We start from the raw sequence: 22,085 nt of genomic DNA on the forward strand, positions 1-22,085 counted from the left end.
TTACTTTAAGAATTTAAGAAATTTACCCAGCGATGTTGTTGATTCCGGCGCTTCACTGCCAGCGTCAGATTCATCAAAAGCGGGGGAGCAATCATGTGGCAAAGCATCTGTATCCACTTTACCCTTTACGCTGCAAGCCCAGCTGACCGAGCCATCATCACCTGCAGAAGGGCTGAGAATGATCTCTTTATCCTGATGAGGCGCGTTAAGCGCTAAGCTTATTTCAGCCGATTCAGGATTGATTTCTACACTTTTAATCAGGCTCTTCGCCGGAATTTTAAAGCCCAATGCTTCAACGGCTTCCGGCATATATTGGTTTTCTTCGTAGAAGTTTCCTGCCAGCTTGGCCGCCACCATGCCCTCAGTATAAGCCTGGCTTAATTCCACCTGTGTTTTAGCATTTAGTGCTTTCGTCTGGTACTTGGAATACGCAGAGATAGAAACCGGCAACAGAATCAGCAGCAAATAGATATAAACAACCATCGCGCCAATTAAACCAAAACCTGTGTTTGGAATCGTGGCAGAAATAATCCATGCAAAGATATTACGGCGTGGAAATACCGCAGCATCACCGTTTTCTATGCGGGCAACCCGCTTACAAAGCCATGGGTAATCTGCGGTTAATTCATTCACAGCCATCCAGAAACCATCTGTATCCTGGGCCTGAGCAATATAGGCCTGAGTATTCAGGTTTTTCCAGCGGCTGCTGCCGGCTGCTAATACCGCCAGAGCATGCACAGCGCTTTGTTTATTGCTTGTGCAGGCTAAGCCGTACTGATCACAGCTGTATTCTCTGGCACGGGAGTACGCAGTGCCGAGCAGGGGAATCCAGCTGGCAAAAACCAGCCACCAGTGATGCACTAAATGCTTTTGTGCAATATGACCCAGCTCGTGGCCGATATAGAAATTGAGCGCCTCGTTATCATCCTGCAAAGCATCGACAATATCGCTGAGCAGCACCACGTAATAGCGGCGTAAAAAACGGGTGGCAAATGCATTTAAAGCGCCATTACCGGTCATTAAATAGAATTCCGGCTGTTTTTTCAGCCCGATCATCTGGCAGCAATTTTGAAAACGGGTATGTAAATCAGGAAACTGCTCAGCAGTAACTCGCACGCCATTGCCGCGTACATAAGAAATAAAATATGAAAACCCAAATAAGCCGATGAGATAAAGCACCAGCATAATGATCCAGATAATGCCAAAGGTGACCAGCGTTAAAGCCAGCCAGCTCAGCCCTGAAATCACCGCCATGATCACAAACAGGCGGCGCTCGTTAGCGTATGGCCTGATGACTGCCCTTTGGGGATGAATTGATGATGTACCCTGCTCTTCCATGATGCCTCTGCTGACTTTTTTGCAAAGCAGCAATTATAGCGTTTTAATCGCAAATTACTTAAACGAATCTGACTAATTTCGTTCAAATTAGTTAGTAAAAATACTTACACATGTAAGTATTAAATATCCTTTTCTTTTGGCTTTAATCAAACGGGGTTCTTTATTTCTGCGTAAAATCCGACTAAATTAGTCGGGAATAAAAGGAGAAGCATGATGTCGCTGTTTTCTGCTGAATCAATCACATTTGAAACACCCATCGCCATGCTGATGGCCTGTCACGACAGGGTGCGCCAGTACGCAGAATTAACGCTCAAACTGGCTCAGTACCTGATAAAAGATGGGGCCGACAGTAAGGCGCAGGACGCTGCAGCAAGTATTTTGCGTTATTTTGATGTGGCAGCACCGCTGCACCACGAAGATGAAGATCTCGATTTGTTTCCGCTGCTCAGCCATTACGGCGATGCAGAGCTGCAAGCCCTTATTGCATCGGTCAGTGCAGAGCACGAAACACTCGCACTGCTTTGGCAGGATGTACGCAGCTATTTAATTCCACTGGCAGCAGGCCATGGTGAAATCTTACCGCTGGCTCTCGCACGGGAATTTGCCAGTCTCTACCCGGCCCATGCCGATCTGGAAGAAGCCCGCATTTACCCCTGCGCCGAAAAACTGCTTGATACGCCCACACTGGCCGCAATGGGACAAAGAATGGCCGAACGGCGGACAAACAGCCCCGCAGAGGATGAAATTTTATAATCAGAGTGAGCAAACCCTTTGCCGGGCCTTGCCCTGGCACTATCATGCTCAAATCCTTTGCTCCTGGTTTTCTCATGCTTTACGCCGAAGTTCTTCTTACCCGGATTACTCAAAACCCATCCCTGAGCAGCGATCTGCTTTCCGCCAGCAGTAAAGCTAAGCTGGCAATGATCCAGTCCCCCAACCGCGCACAACAATTCATCCTTGGCCGTTTGTTGCTCGCCAGGGCAGCAAGCCAGTTTTTAGGGATTGAATACAAGGCAGGTGATATTGAAGAAGGGGAGTTCTTCCCCTATTTAAGCCAGGCCACTCATTTACATGCCAGTATTTCGCACAGCGGTGATTGCCTGGGGGTAACGGTGAACCCCCAACGAATCGGGCTGGATATAGAAAGCTGCCGCCCCAAGGCCAATATCGCCAGGCTGGCTGAATTTGCACTGCATAGGGATGAAGCCCGCTGGGTAAACGCCATTCCGGAAGAATCGCAAGAGCGTTTTTACTTGCTTTGGACTCTGCGTGAAGCGGCTTTTAAAGCCGGGATTCGTGAGCAGGTAATCCGTGGCAGCAGCTTAATGATTGATGGGGATATCAAACCAGCCTGGCACTGGGCCAGTGAAAGAGAGCCCTCTCAACGGGTCAGCATCGCCTGTTTAGCCCCCTGCTCCATGGTTTTAATCCACAAATCCAGCCTTTAGTTGCCACAAGCACAGCACTTCCGGCAAATAGTACCCCTGTAGCCAAAAATACAAAAAACAGGGTGAAATTCAGCCTAAAAGACAAAAAATGCCTGAAAAATTGAGATTAAAGATGCTTAATCCACTTTTTTCACCGTATTTCAGCAACACAAACCAGCTAAAAAGCCATTTTCAAAAAGACCGATAAGCGACACTTTGCGATAGTACGGTATATGCAAACGCTGAGTTAAGGTAAGCTACCCCTTCATACCAACCCTAGTTTTCTAATGATGACCGATCAAAATTCAGCTTTAGCTCAAGCATTACAATCTGCGATTGGCGAGAAATCAGCCCGTCAACAGCAAATTATGATTATTGAATTACTTTATCAGCGTTATCCGGTGATGAAGCAGTTCAAGCCTTTAATGATCGGTGTTCATAAAGAACTGGAAAAAGCACTGCCACAATTCGGTGCCAATCATGTACATCGCTCGATTGCGGCCCATTGCCGTAAAGTGCGCTACCTGAAATCAGTAGCCCGTGGCGGTAAACGCTTTGATCTGAATGGCAAACCGGTAGGCGATGTAACTGCAGAAGAAAAAGCAGCCGCAGCCAAGTTTGTACAAAACATCGAAGACCGCAAAAAGCCACAAACCGCAGCCACAGCAGAAGAAGTGGCGGTAGATCCAATTCTGACCAGCGAAGTGATTGCAGAAGCAGCCATCACCGGCGCAGAAAACAAAGCAGAATAAGCTTTGCTCCATAAAAAAAGGCCGCAGCAGCGGCCTTTTTTAATCCCCTCAGTAATCCACTCAGATTACGCAAACCTTCTTATCTGTGCAGCAACTGCCCTGCTTGATATGTAACTGCATCATCTTTTGCCATAAAAAACATTGCATACCGCAGCGCCACATAGCCCACTACCACGGTGGCAACACCTAATTCAAACTGTGCCAGCCATTGGATCTGATTCACATAAGCGGCAGCAAATTCCCATTGCCCAAGCAGGTGGCTCACTTTAAACAGCGCTGTAGCACCAATCACCAGCGGAAAGGTAAAGGCAGCATAGCCAGGTGAGAAAGGCAGAATCAGCAGCTTGAAAAAGGCGAGGTAGATAATACCTGTCATCAGCACCGCAATCCCGAACAACAGCGCCACAATCAGCAGCGATGGCTCGGTGGTCACAGTTAAGTAGCCAGCAAGTGAGAGGCTGGCAGGCGCCGCCAGAATGGCGATAGTGGGCTTGGCCGCATCAGGTACTTCGTAGCTGAAGATCAGGCGGTAGAGCATCAGCGGCAGCATCACGGCGTAGCAAAATATCCCAAACCACAGTAAACCATTCGCTAAAGCGGCAAACTGCCCGCCAGGAAAAGCCACATCGGCCACGATAATACCTACCGGCGGCACAAACCAGCTTGGCACCATATGGTGAATTTCAAAGTCTTTAGCACGATGCCAGATAAACGTCGCCAGAAACACCATATGCAAGATCACGGCAAACAACCAAAGACCCTCAGCAAAACCAGGGGCGAACTGGTCTAAGGCCTTAGACACCACCATCGTTGCCATTGCAAAGGTAGGCACCACGCTTCCCACCACAGGGTGGGCTAAATCTTTCAGCAGTAAGCGGGGATGAATCACAAATTTGAAAGCTAAGATAAGTAACAGCACAGCGGCAATCACAGCGCCTGATAACTGAGCATGACCAGAAAAATCGCCTGCGTTTTCCCAACACCACCCAAGGCTGGCAAGGCCTAAAGCTAAACCCGCCATTGGGGTAGGAGCGGCGGCAAGTAATTGATGAATTCGCTTAAACATACGACGACCTTCTTATTTATTGCAGTACAAATAGAATACCGCCCGGATATTGTTTATCATATCTAAATGATTTGAATAAGGTATTTAGTAAAATCAAATGAAGCTCACTCTGCAACAGCTAAAATCCTTCGCTGCCATTGCCCGCTATGGCAATCTTGGCACGGCAGCCAATGAGCTGTGCCTGAGCAAGGGCGCCATTTCGCAGTCTTTGCAAGAGTTAGAACGCCAGCTGGCCACGCCGCTGTTTGACCGGATACATCCGCGCCTGCAATTAAACGCAGAAGGTAAATTATTACAGCCCGTGGCCGAAGAATTGCTCGCCCGGATGATGGATATTGAAACGATGTTTGCCAGCGACAGCGAGCCGGTCGGCCAGCTTCGCCTTGGGGCCACCCAAACCATAGGCAACTATCTGCTGCCGATTCTGCTGGCACGCAGCGAGCAAGCCACCACGCCACGCATATCCATCGCCAATACCCATATTCTGAGCCATGCGCTTGCGCATTTTGAGCTGGATCTCGCCCTGATCGAAGGTGAAAACCACCACCCCGACCTGATCGCCGATCCCTGGCTGCAGGATGAAATGTGCATTGTGGCGGCCCCCGCTCACCCATTAGCTAAACAGACCGATCTGGCCATATCTGCATTAAGCGATGAAACATGGGTACTGCGAGAACCAATGTCAGGCAATCGTGAGCAATTTGAGCAGCTGATCCAGCCACAACTCAGCACCAGCCGCATTGGATTAGAACTAAATACACTGGAAGCGGTGATGTTAGCTGCAGAGCAGGGGCTGGGGATCAGCTTTATATCCAGGCTGGCTGCACAAGACCGTATCGATAACAAACGATTAGTTTGCCTTGCCATGCAGCAACGCTTTCCGCGCCAGCTTTACCTTGCATGGCACAGACAAAAATATCACTCCACCGCTTTGCGCAGGTTTATTCAGTTTTGCAGAGATCAGGCGGGGGTGATTTGCTAAAGCGGCACATCAATCCACAACGCTGATGTATCACCCGCGTGGGCAAAATAAAACATTTTGCCCTCCCTGCAAAAAACGTTAGCTACGCTACAGGACCCTGCATTGAACAAATTCTTTCTGCGCATCATGCCTGGGCTGGCCATATTCCTAAATTATCCCCGGGATTGCTGGCGGCAGGATTTGCTGGCGGGCTTATCGGTGGCCTCCGTCGCACTGCCGGTAGGGGTAGCCTATGCCCAGCTGGCGGGGATGAGCCCGATTGCCGGCCTTTATGCCAGCATTCTGCCTATGGTGGCTTACGCGCTGTTTGGCTCTTCACGGCAGTTAATCGTTGGCCCGGATGCCGCGACTTGCGCCATGGTGGCCTCCACTCTGCTGCCGATGGCAATGGGGAATTCTGAGCTGTATATCTCGCTTTCTGTGGCTTTGGCGCTGATTACCGGGCTGTTTTGCCTGCTTGCCAGCCGCTTTAAGCTGGGTTTTCTGGCCGACTTTTTATCCCCGCCAATTCTGGCAGGCTTTTTAAATGGCGTAGCGATCAGCATTGCGCTGGGACAGCTGGGTAAATTACTGGGTTTTACTTTTCAAAAGCATGATTTTATTGGCCGTATCCTCGAGCTGCCAGATCGCCTGCCCGAGCTGCATCCAGCCACAGCAGTCATTGGCCTTGGCACGCTGTTAGCCATTCAAGTCATTAAACGCCTGCTGCCCAAGCTGCCCACCGCCCTTGTTGCTATGGGGCTGGCAGGATTAATCATCTTTAGCCTGAATTTACAAAATGCAGGCATCGCCATTATCGGCTTATTGCCAGCGGGCTTACCTACCCTGCACTGGCCCACTGTTCCCCGGGCCCATCTGGGAGAATTACTCGGGGCAGGGGCGGGGCTGGCGCTGATCAGCTTTAGCAGCGCCATTCTGACCGCCCGCAGCTTTGCTGCCAAAAACCGCTATGAGATCAATGCAGACAGGGAGTTTACCGCACTGGGTATGGCCAATATTGCAGCTGCTTTTTCACAGGGCTTTGTAATCAGCGGGGCGGATTCCCGAACGGCGGTGAATGATCATGCCGGTGGTAAAACGCAAATGGTGAGCATGGTTGCTGCGGCGTCTGTAGCCATTGCCATCGCGCTGTTTACCACCCCGCTGCAATATGTACCGATTGCCGCGCTGGCCGCCGTGCTGATTACCGCCTCGTTTGGGCTGATGAGCTTTGCCAATTTTATATATTTTCGCCAGGCCAGCCGGGGCGAATATGGCATTGCCATCCTTACCCTGATTGGCGTGGCCTGTGTAGGCGTGATGCAGGGCATGTTGTTTGCCGTATTAATGGCAACGCTAAGGCTGCTGATTAAGCTGGCCCGGCCGCATGAAAGCCTGCTGGGCATTTATCCTGGTAAAAACAGCTTTCACGATTTATCCCACCATCCCGGCGCAGCCCCCATTGATGGCATGCTGGTGTATCGCTTTGATGCCTCGCTTAATTTCTTTAACGCCAATTACTTCCGCCAGCGGGTTTTATCTTTAGCCGACAGCAGCTCGCCGCCTGTTTCATGGGTGGTACTGGATACGGTGCCAATTAATCAAATCGATATTGCGGGCATCCAAGCGATCATTATTTTGCAAAGAGATTTAAAAGAGCGCGGCATTGCCCTTGCTCTGGCCGGACGCAAAAAACAAACCGAGTTTATCGCCGCCCGCCACCATAAGCTAGATGAATTACACGCCAATTTTCTGATTTTCTCCAGCTTAAAACAGGCTTATCGGGCATTCAGGCAACAAGTGTTGGTACAAACTCAAATGATGCAAACTGCTGCTCAATTGCCGCTAAAGTGGCAGGCTGAGGAAAATGAAGCTGAGCAGAATTAATCAAAGCAGGCTCGATACAGCCAGCAGGCCTGAAGGATTGCAAGACATAGCGCTGCACCCCTGCCTTGCTTAATATTTGGGCAAGGTGAATGAGCTCATCCTCGCTATGCAGGCTGGGGTGAATGGTGCTGCGGCATTCCAGCGCCACCTTGCCCGCCAACAGCAGCTTTAATGAAGCACTGGCAACAGCACCACTGCCAGTGACCGCAGTGACTTTTTCGTAGAGCATAAAATCACTTTTGATATCAAAGCCCACCCAATCCAGATAAGGCAGGCATTCCTGCAAACGCTTGGGATAGGAGCCGCCACTATGCAGCCCAATCTTAAAACCCAATGCTTTTACGGCATGCATCATCTCTGGTAACTGAGGCTCGATAAGCGGCTCGCCACCCGAAAAAACCACCGCATCCAAAAGACCACGGCGCGTTTTTAACCAGATGAGGATTTCATCCCACTGTGGTGCTGCATCGTGCTGCTCACGCGCTTGTAAATGCGGGTTATGACAGTAGCCACAGCGCCATGGGCAGCCCGCCAGAAACACCACACAAGCCAGCTCGCCGGGATAATCACAGCTGGAAAACGGCACCAAGCCGCCAATCTTGGGCGCGGGCTTCATTAGGAAGCGGTATTACATTCGTTAAAAAATTGCCGTTCTTTAAACTCGCCTTTTTTACCAATATTAAAACTGCTCACTGGCCGGTGATAACCCATCACCCGAGTCCAGACTTCGCAGCGGGTACGTTCTTCATCTTTCAGCTCAGGAGCCAGCTTGGTTTGCACCGATAAATCACTCATGACGGATCCTTTTTTTCAAATATTCAAAATCAACAAATGCAGGCTATTGCTGCGCAACTGCATAAGTTCGATGCACTTTTTCCCCTTTTACCAAGGGGGCAGCACTGTAGTGCCACCTGTGTAGAGACTTATGCAGCAGCACAGCTCTTCTTCGCCAGCAACTCGCCATCGCACTTCGGGCAAAACTCATGGTGGCCGCTCAGGTAGCCGTGTTTCGGACAGATAGAGAAGGTGGGCGTGATGGTGATATAGGGCAGGCGGTAGTTGGTCAGCGCTTTTTTCACCAGTGCTTTACACGCTGCGGGGCTGGAAATCGCCTCATTCATATACAGATGCAAGACCGTACCGCCGGTGTATTTACGCTGCAATTCCTGCTGACGGCCCAGGGCTTCGAACGGGTCATCAGTAAAGCCGACCGGCAGCTGGCTGGAGTTGGTATAAAAGGGCTGCTCCACCGTGCCTGCTTGCAGGATATCGGGGTAAAACTTTTTATCTTCTTTGGCAAAGCGATAAGTCGTGCCTTCGGCTGGTGTGGCTTCCAGATTGTAAAGATGGCCGGTTTCTTCCTGAAACGCACTCATTTTGGCGCGGATATGATCCAGCAGCCGAATGGCTAAGGCATAGCCTGCTTCAGAGCTGATATCGTCTTTATCATCGCTGAAATTGCGAATCATCTCGTTAATGCCATTCACCCCCAGCGTACTGAAGTGATTACGCAGCGTACCTAAGTAACGCTTGGTATAGGGGTAAAGGCCGCCATCAATTAAGCGGCCAATCAATTTGCGCTTAATTTCTAAAGATTGCTTGGCCAGATCCATCAGCTGATCAACACGCGCCAGGAGGCCCGCTTCATTGCCTTTGAATTCGTAACCAATCCGCGCACAGTTAATGGTCACCACACCTAAGGAGCCAGTCTGCTCAGCCGAGCCAAATAAGCCATTACCGCGTTTTAACAACTCGCGCAGATCGAGCTGCAAGCGGCAGCACATGGAGCGCACCATATGCGGCTCCAGATCCGAATTTAAGAAATTCTGGAAATAGGGCAGGCCATACTTAGCGGTCATTTCAAACAAAAGATCGGTATTGGGGTGATCCCATGCAAAATCTTTGGTGATGTTGTAGGTGGGAATCGGGAAGGTAAACACCCGCCCCAGCGCATCGCCTTCCATCATCACTTCGATATAGGCGCGGTTAATCATATCCATTTCGGTTTGCAAATCACCGTAGCTAAATGGCATTTCCTTGCCACCCACATAGGGGATTTGTTCGCGCAGGTCTTCCGGGCAGATCCAATCAAAAGTCAGATTAGTAAACGGCGTTTGCGTGCCCCAGCGGCTGGGCACATTCAGGTTGTAAATCAGCTCCTGGATGTATTGCTTTACCTGTGTGTATTGCAGATGATCGGCCCGCACAAAGGCTGCCATATAGGTATCAAAGGAGCTGAACGCCTGAGCGCCCGCCCATTCATTTTGCAAAGTGCCTAAAAAGTTAACAATCTGGCCGATGGCAGCAGAGAAATGCTTAGGCGGTTTGGCTTCTACCTTGCCCGGCACGCCATTAAAGCCTTCTTGCAAGAGGCGGCGTAAAGACCAGCCCGCGCAATAGCCAGACAACATATCCAAATCATGAATATGCATGGCTCCAGAGCGATGCGCCTCGCCAATTTCCGGCGGATAAACATGGCTTAGCCAGTAATTAGCAATCATCTTGCCACTGGTATTTAAGATCAGCCCACCCAGGCTCCAGCCCTGATTGGCATTGGCATTAACCCGCCAGTCTGATTGATCCAGATATTCATTAATCGAAGATTCAACATCCACCACCGTGCGCACATCCGAGCGCAAACGCGCATGCTGGCTGCGGTAAACAATATAGGCACGTGCAGTTTTTAAATAATGATATTGCAGCAGCGCTTCTTCAGCCTGATCCTGAATCTGCTCGATGGTGGGGGTGAGATCACCCTGCAAGCGGCTGCTGATCAGCGTACTTAGGCGGATTGCTTCTGCCTCATCAAACTCACCGGTTACGCGACTGGCATTCAGCAGGGCAAGGCGAATTTTATCGATATCGAAAGGCACGATGCGGCCATCGCGTTTCAGCACATATTGCGGGTATATGGTCATTTTTCCCCACCTGGACTAGGGTAGAATATTTTTACAGACCACAATATATGGTGTTTTAAATCTGTGTGCTTAGCTAGATATAGGGTATTTGACCAGAATCAAATACTTTCAGGTCAGGCTTGCAGAGCGGGCAGAATACCCGCTCCGGATCAGTAAAATTAATAATCAGGCTGGCCGTGCGCGGTCAAAATATAATCGTTTTTCGCAGGGTCCATTGGCTCAGCCACATAGGGTTGCAGCAGGGCAATACGGGCAGCATCCAGCATATAAGAGAGCTTCATTTCAGGATCAGGCTTATCTTGCTCATGGCGAAACATGCTGAATAAAAACTCAACGCTGATGGTTTCGGCTATGGCCAAATGCCCGATAAAACCACCATCCATGCCTTTTTCCCATACTTCAATATTGCGGATAATTTTCATAAACCGTTCCTATAAACACCACAATCAACGTTTTTTCACAGAGCGCACAACGGTTTCGCTGTACGCCTTATATGGCCAGAATAAGCGCGCAAAATAACAACCCAGTTTCGGTTATTTCTATCCCGGCGCCCAGGCAATCCCCAGTCATCCCGCCTAATTTATGCATCAGCCATTTGGCATAGGCCAAAATCAGCAAGGGAGCCAGCATTAATGCAGGGGCAATAAAACAGGACGCCAGCAAAAGCGCAGCCAAAAGAATATACAGCGAGTAGCTGGTTTTTTGCCACGCAAATTGCTCGGCCATGCCGGGTGCTAAAGCCGGTAAGCGGCTCCAATACAAAACGCCGAAGCGCGCCCATGCGGGGATCAGCAAAAGCGCCAGCCATTCCTGCTGCTTTGCCAGCAGCATTAAAAGCACCAGCTTTGCGGCAGACTGGCCAATCAGCGCCAAAACACCAAAGCTGCCCAGGTGCGGGTCTTTCAGCACCGCCAAAAACCGTTCCGGATCACGATGCGCAGCACCTAAGCCATCCGACATATCAGCAAGGCCATCTAAATGCAGGCCGCCGGTAATCCATGTCCAGAGCAAAAACCCCGCCAAAGCCGCCAGCCAGGGGTCTGCTTTGGCCGCAAAAAACACCGCCGCACTTAAAAACGCACCAATCAACAGCCCAACCACAGGAAACCATGGCGCGGCAGCGGCAAGTAAAGCTGGCTCAAAATGACGAATCTGCGGCGTTGGCAGCCGGGTTAAAAACTGCACCGCCAGCACGGGTTCGCGCCAGTCAAATTTCATTAATTATTCCTATTTAGTTATGCCCCATGTGCGCTAAAGCAGATGCCCACAAAAAACACATAAGGCACGAAAAAACGGATCATTTCTCTTGTTTTTTTCCGTGAAACGCCGTGTTCTCAGGGCCCGAAGCAGTTCAAGGGTGGGTTTTATCAGCACAACTATTCCAATAGCTCACGCACCCAACACAACTTCATTATCAATCCCCTGTAAAACAGGCGGATATTTATCATCCCAATAAAGCGTAATCATCCCCGCATGCGCCAGCCAAAACTGGCTATGCCGCGCTGCGGGCAGGCCCAGCCACTCCAGCAATAATGCTTTAGCCACTCCACCGTGGGTAATCAATACCCGATGATCCCCCTGGCCAGCTTGCAGCCATAAGCGAAAAGCGGCATTCACCCTGGCAGAAAAATCCGCCCAGCCTTCAATACCAGCCCCTGTATAACCCACAGGATTATGTGACCAAAGCGCCCATGCCGCCCGCTGTTGTTCGCTCCATTGCTCCATGGGCAAGCCATCCAGCTCACCAAAATGCATCTCACGCAAATTGCGATCGATATGGCAATCCAGCCCCGACGTTGCCGCCAATTGCCGGGCAAAGCCCGCACAGCGGCCAAGATCAGAGCTGGCAATGCTGCTTGGGGGAATGCGGACAAAGTAATCATTGCGGCTGGCCAGCTGCTGCTCACCCAGGGGTGACAATGACAGATCGGTATGACCGATTAACATCCCCGCCGGAGCAACCGTAGCGCCATGCCGCAAAAGCGTAAGCCGAAAACTACTCATGATTTCATACCGAAAGCTTGCAAAAAATCTGCAAACACAACTGACTAAGGTTATTTAGGAAAAAGAATGCTTACTTCGTCGTAATCCCCGCCGATGAAAACGTGGCCATATCGCGGTGCAGGGCGAGGGCGCTTTGGATGAGGGGGAGGGTGAGCGCCGCGCCGCTGGCTTCGCCTAAACGCAGACCTAATTGCAATATCGGCTCCAGCTGCAAGGCTGCCAATGCAAGGCGATGGCCTTTTTCATCTGAGCAATGGCTGGCCAACAGCCAATCGGCCACTTCAGGCTTATTTTTAACGGCAACCAAGGCGGCGGCCGTTGAAATAAACCCATCCAGTAAAACCGGAATACCTGCTTCGGCAGCGCCGGTATAAAAACCAGCTAAGGCGGCGATTTCTAAACCGCCGACTTGCATCAGCCAGTCTTTAGCCGTTACAGCACCGGCAGTACGGGCGCGGGCAAGCGCGTCTTTTACCACTTGAATTTTATTTTCACGGCTTTGAGCTGTAATGCCTGTGCCAAGGCCGACGATTTCTGCCGGATCGATATCGGTCAGCGCACAAATCAGCGCTGCGGCGGCAGTGGTATTGCCTATGCCCATTTCCCCACCAATCAAAAGCGTTTTGCTGCGCACCAGGCCTTCTTGTGCGCTGCCCACACCAATCGCCCAAGCCTTATTGCATTCTTGCTCGCTCATTGCAGGCTGAAGGCGCAAATTAGCCGTACCGGCACGCACGGGCACTCTGAACAGCTGAGCACTGCTGCCCGCCGTTACGGCGTAATGGCTGGCTACGCCCACATCAACAACAGACAAGCTTGCCCCGGCTTCGCGGGCCAAAACACTAATTGCAGCACCACCCGCCACAAAATTGGCCACCATTTGCCCGGTAACTTCGGCAGGGAAGGCAGATACCCCTTCGGCAGCCACACCATGATCAGCGGCAAAAACCACAATCGCAGGCTGCAAACGGGCAGGCATCGCCGAATTTGAGCGCGCAGCAAACCAGACTGCCAACTCTTCAAGCTTGCCTAAGCTGCCCTGCGGCTTAGTTAATTGGGCCTGATGAAGTCGTGCAGCAGTAGCAAGCGCTTGATTTGGAGTAGACATAGGAGGGGCCAGGCAAAAAGAATGCACCGTAGACGATGCACATTCATCATGCAAGCAGATAGTAAAGAGCGTCTGACTTAAAGCATTAATACATCACTTTATTTGGCCCTGTTGTCATTGCTTTTTGCAATGCAGTATCTGCAGCTAATAATAAATCTTCTGTGCTGTCCATTTCTGTCTGAGTCTGAGCCACACCTATACATACAGTCATGGCGAATTCCAGACCATCGGGCATCATTATTCTTTTTTCTTCTGCTTTTCTACGGATGCGCTCTGCAACAACAATCGCACCGTCAAGAGGAGTATCAGGCAGCAGCAGGGCGATCTCTTCACCTGAAAAACGAGCAATCAGATCAAAATCCCGAACGCTTTGCCTGCAGGCTTGCGCGATATGCTGCAAAGCTAAATCACCCCCAACCTGACCGTATGTTTTATTCAGGTTGCGTAAATCATCAACATCGATGATTAAAGCGCTAAGCGGATTAGAAAAACGCTGGCTGCGATTAATCTCACGCGCGGCAATATCCAAAAAATGCCGCCGGCTGGATAAACCAGTAAGCGGGTCTTTACCGATTAATCCTGTGAGCTTTATTTTCTGCAAGCGGCGTTCGCGCTCGCTCCACAGCCATAAGCCAAACATCAGCAGCGCCAATGCCCATGGTATAAAAAGTATGATTTTATCGATCATTATTAACTAACCCAGTAACAATGCGTCTTTGTCAGTGTAGTTCTTATAAAGCAAGTGCGGGTAGAATGCTGCCATGTTTCAGACCCTCATTATTCGTCTCTCCTCGATGGGAGACATCATTCATAATTTTCCTGCTCTTAGCGATTTAGCAAGGCACCGCCCTGACATTGCCATTGATTGGGTGGTAGAAGAGAGCTTTGCGGCCTTACCTGCTTTACACCCTGCAATACGCACGGTAATTCCCACCGCATTAAGACGCTGGCGTAAAGCACCGCTTAAATCAAAAGCAGAATTTATTCACTTTCGCCGCAAATTACACCATCACCAATATGATTTAATTATTGATTCACAAGGCTTAATTAAAAGTGCCTTTATTGCCAAACAAGCCATTGGCCCAATTAGCGGTTACGACAAAGCATCCGCAAGAGAAGGCTTAGCCAGCCTGGCGTATCAGCACAAATATGCTGTGCCACGTAATCAGCACGCCATTCTCAGAAACCGCCAGCTTAGCGCGCAGGTGTTTAACTACAAAATTGATGACACCATCGATTATGGCCTGAATATTCCACAGCTTGATTTACCATGGCGCCCGGCTCAAAGCTATGCGGTGCTGCTTTCTGCAACCAGCCGAAGCGATAAAGAATGGGCAGAAGACAACTGGATTGCGCTTGGTACACGCCTGAATGCGATGGGAATCCGTAGCGTTCTGCCATGGGGTAATGTACAGGAGCAAGAACGCAGCCTGCGCCTGGCAACCGCCATCCCCAATGCGGTTTGCCCGCCACGGATGAGCTTAGCCGAAGCAGCATCGCTTCTGGCATCCAGCCAGATTGTGGTGGGTGTAGATACTGGGCTTGCCCATCTTGCCGCCGCCGCCGCTGTGCCTGTAGTGGCTATTTTTTGTGCATCCGATCCACAGCTCACCGGCGTTCTGGCCAGCAGCTATGCCATTAATTTAGGCCACAACGGCGCACCACCAAGCCTGGAATCAGTCTGGCAAGCCACGCTGGATGGCATGAAATGAGCCGCTGGCTTTATCGCGCTCTGCTCTGCTGCGCTTTTCCTCTTATCTTTTTATATCTGCTTAAACGCTCTAAACGCCAGCCTGCTTATCGCCAGCACTGGCGCGAGCGGCTGGGCTTTTACAACAGCAAGCCAAATAGCGCTCCATTAATTTGGCTGCACGCGGTATCGGTCGGAGAAACCCGTGCTGCAGCCCCCTTAATTGCGGCGCTTAAAACAGCCTATCCGCAGCACCGGTTTTTAATCAGCTGCATGACGCCAACAGGCCGGGCCACCGCGCAAGAGCTATTTGCTGACTTCGCCGAAATCGTCTATCTGCCTTACGACTATCCCAGCGCAGCAGGGCGTTTTTTAAAGCATTTTCAGCCCAGCTTTGGCGTACTGATGGAAACCGAGATCTGGCCGAATCTGACTCACGCTTGTGCAGATCACAAGATGCCCTTGTTTTTAGCCAATGCGCGTTTATCCGAAAAATCGCTAAAGGGCTATTTAAAAATCCGCTCTTTAATCAAGCCCGCTGTCGCACGCCTTGCCGGCGTATTGGCGCAAAGCGAAATGGATGCAGCACGCTTAAAGCAATTAGGCAGCAGCAATACGCATATTGTCGGCAATATTAAATTTGATAATCTGCCCGATGAAAGCGCCATCACCCATGGGCTAAACTGGCGTTCAAACTTTGGCTATCGCAATGTGCTGCTGTTTGCATCCAGCCGGGATGGAGAAGAAGCGTTGCTGCTTGATGCTCTGGCAAGCTGGCCAGAATCATTGCTATTAATTCTGGTGCCACGTCATCCACAACGCTTTGATGAAGTTGCGACGCTTATAGAATCCCGTGGTTTACAACTGCTCAGGCGCAGCGCATGGGATGAGGGCCCGATATCAAACCATGTGCAAGTCTTGCTGGGCGACTCGATGGGGGAGATGACCCGCTACTATGCCGCCAGTGATCTGGCCATTATTGGCGGCTCCATCCTGCCTTTTGGCAGCCAGAACCTGATTGAAGCCTGCGCCCTGGGCACGCCTGTATTGCTGGGACCATCCACCTTCAACTTTAGTCAGGCCGCTACGGAAGCCATCGCCAGCCATGCAGCATGGCAAGGCGAAGACATCCACGCCATCATCCAGCAAGCCAAGTATTTGCTTACCCATACAGATGAGCGCAAAGCCATGGGGCAAGCAGGCAAATCCTTCGCCAGCGCACACCGGGGCGCTACTCAGAAGCTGCTTTCTTATTTGCCACTTGCCATAGAAAAACCCAAATCTTGAAACACTGAGGGCACAGAGATCACGGAATGTATCCTTAGGGTGGGTTAGGCGAGAAAATGTATTAAATATGGGCGTTGCCATATCTTAGCCGTAACCCACCACAGCGCAGTGTCATGGTGGGTTACGGTCGAAATAGATCAGCGCCCAAATGAGCAACAAGAGCGGCCTCACCCACACTGCGATGACCTTTTTCTTCTACATAAATTGTGTAAATACTTTTGTCCCGCGAGGATTCCGCACCTAAATAAACATACCTAAGGCACTATTTAAAAAAGGTGTACTTCACCTTAATTAAAAACTCAACCCCTCCCTCGCTGCGCCAGTAAATGCACCGCCAGCCCCAGTAAAATACACGCCGTTCCCCAAATCAAAGATCCCGAAACTTCTTCGCCATTCAGGCTGTATCCCATCCATAAAGCCGTCGTTGGCGTGATCAGGGAAATAAGTGACACGGTAATCGGCTTGCATTCACGAATCAGCCAGTAATACAAGCTAAAGCCCAACACCGAGCCAAACACCGCTAAATAGCCAATAGCAGCTAAGCTTTGCTTAGGAAAAGTTAAATTTGTGACATCGGTTTGCCATATGCACACTGCGCTCAGCACCACCGTTGCAATGCTTAATGCCCCTGCATTCACCGCCAGGGGAGACTGCCCGGCGGCTAGTTTTTTTAGTTTTACGGCAGCCGCAGCCTGCATCAATACCGCGAGCAGCACCACCGCCACACCCGATACGCCAGCCGAATTTAACTTTTCAGCAAAAATAATCAGCAAGCCTGATATCCCTATCACCATCGCCAGCACTTCAAAGCGACGTAATTTTAAGCCCAGCCATAGCCATGAAAAACCGGCTGTAGCCAAAGGGATCAAGCCAAACAACACGGCAACTAAACCAGACGATACGGATTGAGATGCCCAATACACACAGAGCATGGCCAAAGAAGTAGCAATACCAGCACAGGCACTGGCAGGCCAGCTGCTGGCAGGTATTTTTTGCTTGCAAATGATCAGCAAAAGAAGTGCTAAGGCAGCAGCCAGCCCAAATCGAGAAGCGAGTGCGGCAGAGTAGGGCACGCCTTGCACGCTCCAGTTAATCGCCAAAGGCGTGGTAGACCAGAGTAGAACTAATATTAAATACGCTATTTTTTGCATGGATTATTCTTATTTTTTCCACCTTTTACACACGTCAATTTCAACAGAAATAATACAAGACATAAAAAGTGAGTAGATTCGGGCGAGTATCTAGGCATACTATCTTGCCTTCAATGCAGGCCCACTCATACTAAAAGCAAATGCCCCTGCTGTTCTGCAAGCAGTTGCAAGGACATTGTGACATTTTGCATGCAGAGTGCAGGCTTGATAATTAGCTACAATCCCATCCTCAAATGTTCCACGTGAAACCATGACTCAGCACGATATAGAACCTAATGATGCCGACGAGTTGGAAAGCATCGCAGATCAAGGCCCGCGCCGTTTTGTTGAAGCGCAGATATCTGCTACTCCGGACGATGCCGAATCCGTACAACTAGGCTTGTACGCAGAAAAAAGCTATCTCGAATACGCAATGAGCGTGATTAAAAGCCGCGCCTTACCCCAAGTGGAAGACGGGCAAAAACCGGTACAACGCCGCATTCTTTACACCATGCACGGCCTTGGCCTGGTTGCTAACGCCAAGCCGATTAAATCGGCACGTATTGTCGGTGATGTAATGGGTAAGTACCACCCGCACGGCGATCAATCTGCTTATGACGCGCTGGTGCGGATTGCTCAGGACTTTTCGCTGCGCTACCCGCTGATCGATGGTCAGGGGAATTTTGGCAGCCGTGATGGCGATGGCGCTGCAGCGATGCGATATACCGAAGCACGCTTAACACCGATTGCCGAGCTGCTGTTGAGCGAGCTGGATAAAGGCACCACCGATTTTGTGCCCAACTATGATGGCGCATTCCAGGAGCCTTCCTTATTACCTGCACGCCTGCCCATGCTGCTGCTCAACGGCGCATCGGGGATTGCAGTAGGGATGGCAACAGAAATCCCTGCGCACAATCTGGGTGAAGTTGCTGATGCGGCTATTGCGCTGATTAAAAAGCCCACGCTTTCCACCAGCGATTTGCTCACTTATATCCAGGGGCCAGATTTACCAGGTGGCGGGCAGATTATCTCGCCACGCAAGGATATTGTGACGGCCTATGAAAATGGCCGGGGCAGCTTAAAAGTACGCGCCCGCTGGACCAAAGAAGACTTAGCCCGTGGCCAGTGGCAAATTGTGATTAATGAATTGCCGCACGGTACTTCCACCCAAAAAGTGCTGGAAGAGATTGAAGATTTAAGCAATCCCAAAATTAAAAAGGGCAAGAAAGCCCTGACCCAGGAACAGATTCAAACCAAGCAACTGATCCTGTCTTTAATCGACAGAGTAAGGGACGAATCAGGCAAGGAAAACGCCGTTCGCCTGGTGATCGAGCCTAAATCATCGCGGCAAAATCCGGACGATATGATGAAGCTGCTGCTGGCGCACACCGCGCTGGAAAGTGGTTTATCCATCAATATGGTGACTATTGGCCGTGATGGCCGGCCAGGGCAAAAATCACTGCAGCAAGTGATTGCCGAATGGATTTCTTTCCGCTTTGATACCGTTACCCGCCGTACCGAGCATCGCCTGGGGCAGGTGAATGATCGTATGCATATTTTGGAAGGCCGCTTAATTGTCTTCTTAAATATCGACGAAGTAATCCGCATTATTCGCCATAGCGACGAGCCTAAAACGGCGCTGATTGAGGCGTTTAATTTAAGTGATCGCCAGGCGGAAGATATTTTAGAAATCCGCCTGCGCCAGTTAGCACGCCTGGAAGGCATTAAGCTTGAACAAGAGCTGGCCGATTTGGCAAAAGAAAAAGCCGAGCTTGAGCATCTTTTAGCTACGCCAGAAGTCATGCAAAAGCTGATCATTAAAGAAATTGAAGCGGATAAAAAGAAGTTTGCCGATCCGCGCAGAACGCTGATTGTAGAAGCAGAACGTGCCTCGCTGGAAGTCACGGTAGTGGATGAGCCAGTCACAATTATCTTGTCTGAAAAAGGCTGGATGCGTGCACGCCAGGGCCATGGGCTTGATCTGCAAAACCTGAGCTTTAAAGACGGCGATGCAATGCTGGCCTTTATTGAATGCCGCTCTGTTGATCCGATCGCGATGTTTGCCAGCGATGGCCGGGTGTACAGCATTCAAGCCTCGGTGATTCCGGGCGGCAGGGGTGATGGCGTACCTGTGACTACTCTGGTTGATCTGGCGGCTAAATCACAAATTATTCAACTGCTGGCTGCAAAACCACAAGAACACTTAGTGATTGCCAACTCCAGTGGCTATGGTTTTTATTGTTTGTTTGAAAACCTGATGAGCCGCCAAAAAGCAGGGAAGAGCTTCCTGAACCTGGAAGAAGGTGAAACACTGCTTAAGGTTTCAACCTTTGTTCCACGTGAAACATCGCAAGTTGCTTGTCTCTCCAAAGGCGGCAAATTGCATCTGTTTGCCTTTAGCGAGTTTAAGCAGTTAACAGGTGGTGGACGTGGTGTGATTACCATGGCGCTGGATGATAAAGACACGCTCTCGGCCATTACAATTTGCGATGGAGTCACTTTACAAATCAATGGCACGGGCCGGGCTGGTAAAGCTGTGGAATGGAAGCTGAATGTAAATGAAATGGCACCTTATCAGGGTAAGCGCGCGCGTAAAGGTAAGCCAATCAGCTCCAACCTGAAGTTTCCGAGTTTTTGATCATGGCCATGACGGCGTTGATTGCAGCGGCTTGGGCTGAATTGGGTATTCCACTTGATCTGCTTGAACATCGGCCTTTGCAGCTTTTTGAAGAAGCGAGTGAGCTGGTTGATGTGGCCATCGCCAGCGACGGCCGGGTGTGGCAGCTCACCCCGAGTGCAGCAGCAGCTTGGCTGGCAATGCAGGCGGCTGCACAGGCGAATGGCATCGATATCCGCATCGCTTCTGCTTACCGGGCATCCAGCCGTCAGTGTGAACTGATTCAAAGAAAGTTATCGCAGGGGCAGGATATCGGGCAGATCTTGCAAGTGCTTGCCCCGCCTGGCTGCAGTGAACACCACACCGGCCGGGCTGTAGATATCTTTCAGCCCGGCGGGCCTGTGGTTGAAGAAGCCTTTGAAAATACCGATGCCTTTAGCTGGTTAAACCTCAACGCTGCACTCTTTGGTTTTAGCCTGTCGTTCCCACGCGGTAATCCATCCGGCTATCTTTATGAGCCTTGGCATTGGTGCTGGCATGATGTGTAGGGTGGGTGAAGCCCATGAGTGTCAGACATTTTTTTACAAACAGCGCAATCATGCAATTACCAGGCTCCTCACATGGGGCTTTTATCCTCCCCTTGAAGCACGCCGATGCAAGGAACAAGCGGGGCAGGGGTGTCGTCAATTTGTGATTGAGCGAAGCGAGTTGACACCACGCCACTGTCCGCAACGAGGGGTTTCGTGCTGGCTGGAGCGGCCTTTTTTGGCTTCATTTTTTGGCCCCGCAGAAAGGTCCAGCGAGACGCCCGCACCTAAATCAACGTGCCGAAAGCTCTAAAAAGGTCTTTTGACTTTGCTTAGTGCAAAACCAGCCATTTATTCGCTTTTGAGACATCAATCTGGCAGGTTTCACTCCCCCTACACAAGAAACAATATACACTTTATTTATCATTCACCACTGTCGTCACCAGCTTTAACAGCTCAGGCAAAATTTCTGGTAATCGATCCTGAATGCTGCGGCCAGGCAAAAGCGGCAGGCAAAGATCATAGCGCCCATCGTAATAGCACTCCACCCTTGGCCGCTGCGGGTCCAGCATCCAGCCAGAATATGGCAGCCATACCAGCATTAAATCGCGCCAGCGCGGGCCAATATCTGCTCTCTCCCCAATATGCCTGAACACAGCCCAGCGCCCGGCAGGACGCTGATACTCCCCAAATAGCCTGGGTAATTTAAATTGACGTGAGACTGGTACAGCTACATCGTAGCGGCGGCGCTCGGCAGGGGTTGTGGCAGGATCGCTCCAGACCAGGCCAAACCATCGATCGGCCTTAATCTCAAGCGTTTGGCATTGCTCCTGAAAGCTGGCCAAAAATTCTTCTAAATGAAAACCATAGTCGCCCACAGCACGCAGATATGCCATCCGTTCTGTTGGCCATTCTTCTAAGTTGATACAGGCCTCAACTTCATCCCAGCTCCAGACCCGATCCACATCGGTGCCTACAATCGCAGGCCCTGGCCGATAGGACATTGCGCCTAAATTATTAGCAATCCAGCAAATTGCCACAGCCCGCCCGGCACGTAAATCACTGGGCGTAAAACCAAAGCTGCGGCTGAATGCCCGGCTGAAAGTGGCTGGTGAAGAGAAACCAACTAAATCGGCGACCTGCCCAATGGATAAATGTGGCGACCACTGCAAAAGTGAAGCAGCAACTTCTAAGCGCAATTGCCATAAAAACGCCTGTGGGCTATCGCCATATTCACTTTGAAAGCGATGCGCCAGATGCCATGGCGAATAATGAGTGACATCGGCTAAATCAGCCAATTGCAAAGGCGCAGCCAAGCCGCGCACCATGCGATCAATCGCTTTTTCCAGTCTCAGGCAGGGGGGATTAGTCAT

At 50.6% G+C, this 22,085-nt stretch carries 21 protein-coding genes; 9 read left to right on the forward strand and 12 right to left on the reverse strand.

The features are described 5' to 3' along the window. Positions 1 to 1,338, reverse strand: a complete 1,338-nt coding sequence (locus HA050_RS13390; protein WP_166827026.1) for a M48 family metallopeptidase — start codon at positions 1,336 to 1,338, stop codon at positions 1 to 3. A 210-nt stretch (positions 1,339 to 1,548) separates the two neighbouring features. Between HA050_RS13390 and HA050_RS13395 the strand changes: the two genes are divergently transcribed. The 3 genes from HA050_RS13395 to HA050_RS13405 all read left to right on the forward strand — a co-directional run bounded on the left by HA050_RS13395 (position 1,549) and on the right by HA050_RS13405 (position 3,517). Further along, complete coding sequence (locus HA050_RS13395) at positions 1,549 to 2,091, forward strand: hemerythrin domain-containing protein (protein ID WP_166827028.1); 543 nt, start codon at positions 1,549 to 1,551, stop codon at positions 2,089 to 2,091. A gap of 44 nt (positions 2,092 to 2,135) precedes the next feature. Further along, positions 2,136 to 2,786 carry a 4'-phosphopantetheinyl transferase family protein gene (locus HA050_RS13400; RefSeq protein WP_166827031.1) on the forward strand — a complete coding sequence of 217 codons (651 nt, stop codon included), beginning with the start codon at positions 2,136 to 2,138 and terminating at the stop codon, positions 2,784 to 2,786. A gap of 266 nt (positions 2,787 to 3,052) precedes the next feature. Next, positions 3,053 to 3,517, forward strand: coding sequence for a ProQ/FINO family protein (locus HA050_RS13405; RefSeq protein WP_166827033.1), 465 nt, complete (start codon positions 3,053 to 3,055; stop codon positions 3,515 to 3,517). 79 nt (positions 3,518 to 3,596) lie between these two features. Here HA050_RS13405 and HA050_RS13410 read toward each other — a convergent pair whose 3' ends face one another. Then, a complete protein-coding gene (locus tag HA050_RS13410; RefSeq protein ID WP_166827036.1) occupies positions 3,597 to 4,583 on the reverse strand; it encodes a TDT family transporter in 987 nt (328 codons plus the stop codon). Between the two features lie 97 nt (positions 4,584 to 4,680). Here HA050_RS13410 and HA050_RS13415 point away from each other — a divergent pair, with 97 nt between their 5' ends. Both HA050_RS13415 and HA050_RS13420 read left to right on the forward strand, forming a co-directional pair. After that, the gene (locus tag HA050_RS13415; protein ID WP_166827039.1) at positions 4,681 to 5,565 is read left to right on the forward strand and encodes a LysR substrate-binding domain-containing protein; all 885 of its coding nucleotides are present in this window, start codon (positions 4,681 to 4,683) and stop codon (positions 5,563 to 5,565) included. Between the two features lie 102 nt (positions 5,566 to 5,667). After that, complete coding sequence (locus HA050_RS13420) at positions 5,668 to 7,431, forward strand: SulP family inorganic anion transporter (RefSeq protein ID WP_166827042.1); 1,764 nt, start codon at positions 5,668 to 5,670, stop codon at positions 7,429 to 7,431. Here the strand turns inward: HA050_RS13420 and HA050_RS13425 are convergent. From HA050_RS13425 to HA050_RS13460, 8 genes are all read right to left on the reverse strand, one after another. Further along, entirely contained in the window at positions 7,334 to 8,047 is a 714-nt protein-coding gene (locus HA050_RS13425; protein ID WP_166827045.1) for an anaerobic ribonucleoside-triphosphate reductase activating protein, read from the reverse strand. The genes HA050_RS13420 and HA050_RS13425 overlap by 98 nt on opposite strands. Then, entirely contained in the window at positions 8,047 to 8,226 is a 180-nt protein-coding gene (nrdD, locus tag HA050_RS13430) for an anaerobic ribonucleoside-triphosphate reductase (RefSeq protein WP_099396776.1), read from the reverse strand. Before nrdD ends, HA050_RS13425 begins: the two co-directional genes overlap by 1 nt. Before the next feature lie 128 nt (positions 8,227 to 8,354). Continuing rightward, positions 8,355 to 10,349: a ribonucleoside triphosphate reductase gene (locus HA050_RS13435; protein WP_166827048.1), complete on the reverse strand. Its 1,995-nt coding sequence runs from the start codon at positions 10,347 to 10,349 to the stop codon at positions 8,355 to 8,357. Positions 10,350 to 10,507: 158 nt separating this feature from the next. Then, positions 10,508 to 10,771, reverse strand: a complete 264-nt coding sequence (locus HA050_RS13440) for a hypothetical protein (RefSeq protein ID WP_166827051.1) — start codon at positions 10,769 to 10,771, stop codon at positions 10,508 to 10,510. Positions 10,772 to 10,838: 67 nt separating this feature from the next. Then, positions 10,839 to 11,567: an adenosylcobinamide-GDP ribazoletransferase gene (gene cobS / locus HA050_RS13445; RefSeq protein WP_166827054.1), complete on the reverse strand. Its 729-nt coding sequence runs from the start codon at positions 11,565 to 11,567 to the stop codon at positions 10,839 to 10,841. A 171-nt stretch (positions 11,568 to 11,738) separates the two neighbouring features. After that, positions 11,739 to 12,353 (reverse strand): histidine phosphatase family protein, encoded by a 615-nt coding sequence (locus HA050_RS13450; RefSeq protein WP_166827056.1) that lies wholly within the window; start codon positions 12,351 to 12,353, stop codon positions 11,739 to 11,741. Between the two features lie 70 nt (positions 12,354 to 12,423). Next, positions 12,424 to 13,461: a nicotinate-nucleotide--dimethylbenzimidazole phosphoribosyltransferase gene (gene cobT / locus HA050_RS13455; RefSeq protein ID WP_166827059.1), complete on the reverse strand. Its 1,038-nt coding sequence runs from the start codon at positions 13,459 to 13,461 to the stop codon at positions 12,424 to 12,426. Between the two features lie 85 nt (positions 13,462 to 13,546). Further along, positions 13,547 to 14,149 (reverse strand): GGDEF domain-containing protein, encoded by a 603-nt coding sequence (locus HA050_RS13460; protein ID WP_166827062.1) that lies wholly within the window; start codon positions 14,147 to 14,149, stop codon positions 13,547 to 13,549. A gap of 73 nt (positions 14,150 to 14,222) precedes the next feature. Here HA050_RS13460 and waaC point away from each other — a divergent pair, with 73 nt between their 5' ends. Further along, complete coding sequence (gene waaC, locus HA050_RS13465; RefSeq protein WP_166827065.1) at positions 14,223 to 15,173, forward strand: lipopolysaccharide heptosyltransferase I; 951 nt, start codon at positions 14,223 to 14,225, stop codon at positions 15,171 to 15,173. Beyond that, the gene (gene waaA / locus HA050_RS13470; protein WP_166827067.1) at positions 15,170 to 16,438 is read left to right on the forward strand and encodes a lipid IV(A) 3-deoxy-D-manno-octulosonic acid transferase; all 1,269 of its coding nucleotides are present in this window, start codon (positions 15,170 to 15,172) and stop codon (positions 16,436 to 16,438) included. Before waaC ends, waaA begins: the two co-directional genes overlap by 4 nt. A 299-nt stretch (positions 16,439 to 16,737) precedes the next feature. On the opposite strand, the gene HA050_RS13475 is transcribed toward waaA, so the two are convergent. Further along, positions 16,738 to 17,589, reverse strand: a complete 852-nt coding sequence (locus HA050_RS13475; RefSeq protein WP_166827069.1) for a DMT family transporter — start codon at positions 17,587 to 17,589, stop codon at positions 16,738 to 16,740. A gap of 250 nt (positions 17,590 to 17,839) precedes the next feature. On the opposite strand from HA050_RS13475, the gene parC reads away from it, so the two are divergent. Continuing rightward, positions 17,840 to 20,206 (forward strand): DNA topoisomerase IV subunit A, encoded by a 2,367-nt coding sequence (gene parC / locus HA050_RS13480; protein ID WP_166827072.1) that lies wholly within the window; start codon positions 17,840 to 17,842, stop codon positions 20,204 to 20,206. Positions 20,207 to 20,214: 8 nt separating this feature from the next. Beyond that, positions 20,215 to 20,733, forward strand: a complete 519-nt coding sequence (locus HA050_RS13485; protein WP_166827075.1) for a M15 family metallopeptidase — start codon at positions 20,215 to 20,217, stop codon at positions 20,731 to 20,733. Positions 20,734 to 21,128: 395 nt separating this feature from the next. Here HA050_RS13485 and HA050_RS13490 read toward each other — a convergent pair whose 3' ends face one another. Next, positions 21,129 to 22,085: an AraC family transcriptional regulator gene (locus HA050_RS13490; RefSeq protein WP_166827078.1), complete on the reverse strand. Its 957-nt coding sequence runs from the start codon at positions 22,083 to 22,085 to the stop codon at positions 21,129 to 21,131.

Origin of the sequence: Iodobacter violaceini (assembly GCF_011601265.1) — a bacterium.
Classification (GTDB): Bacteria; Pseudomonadota; Gammaproteobacteria; order Burkholderiales; family Chitinibacteraceae; genus Iodobacter; species Iodobacter violaceini.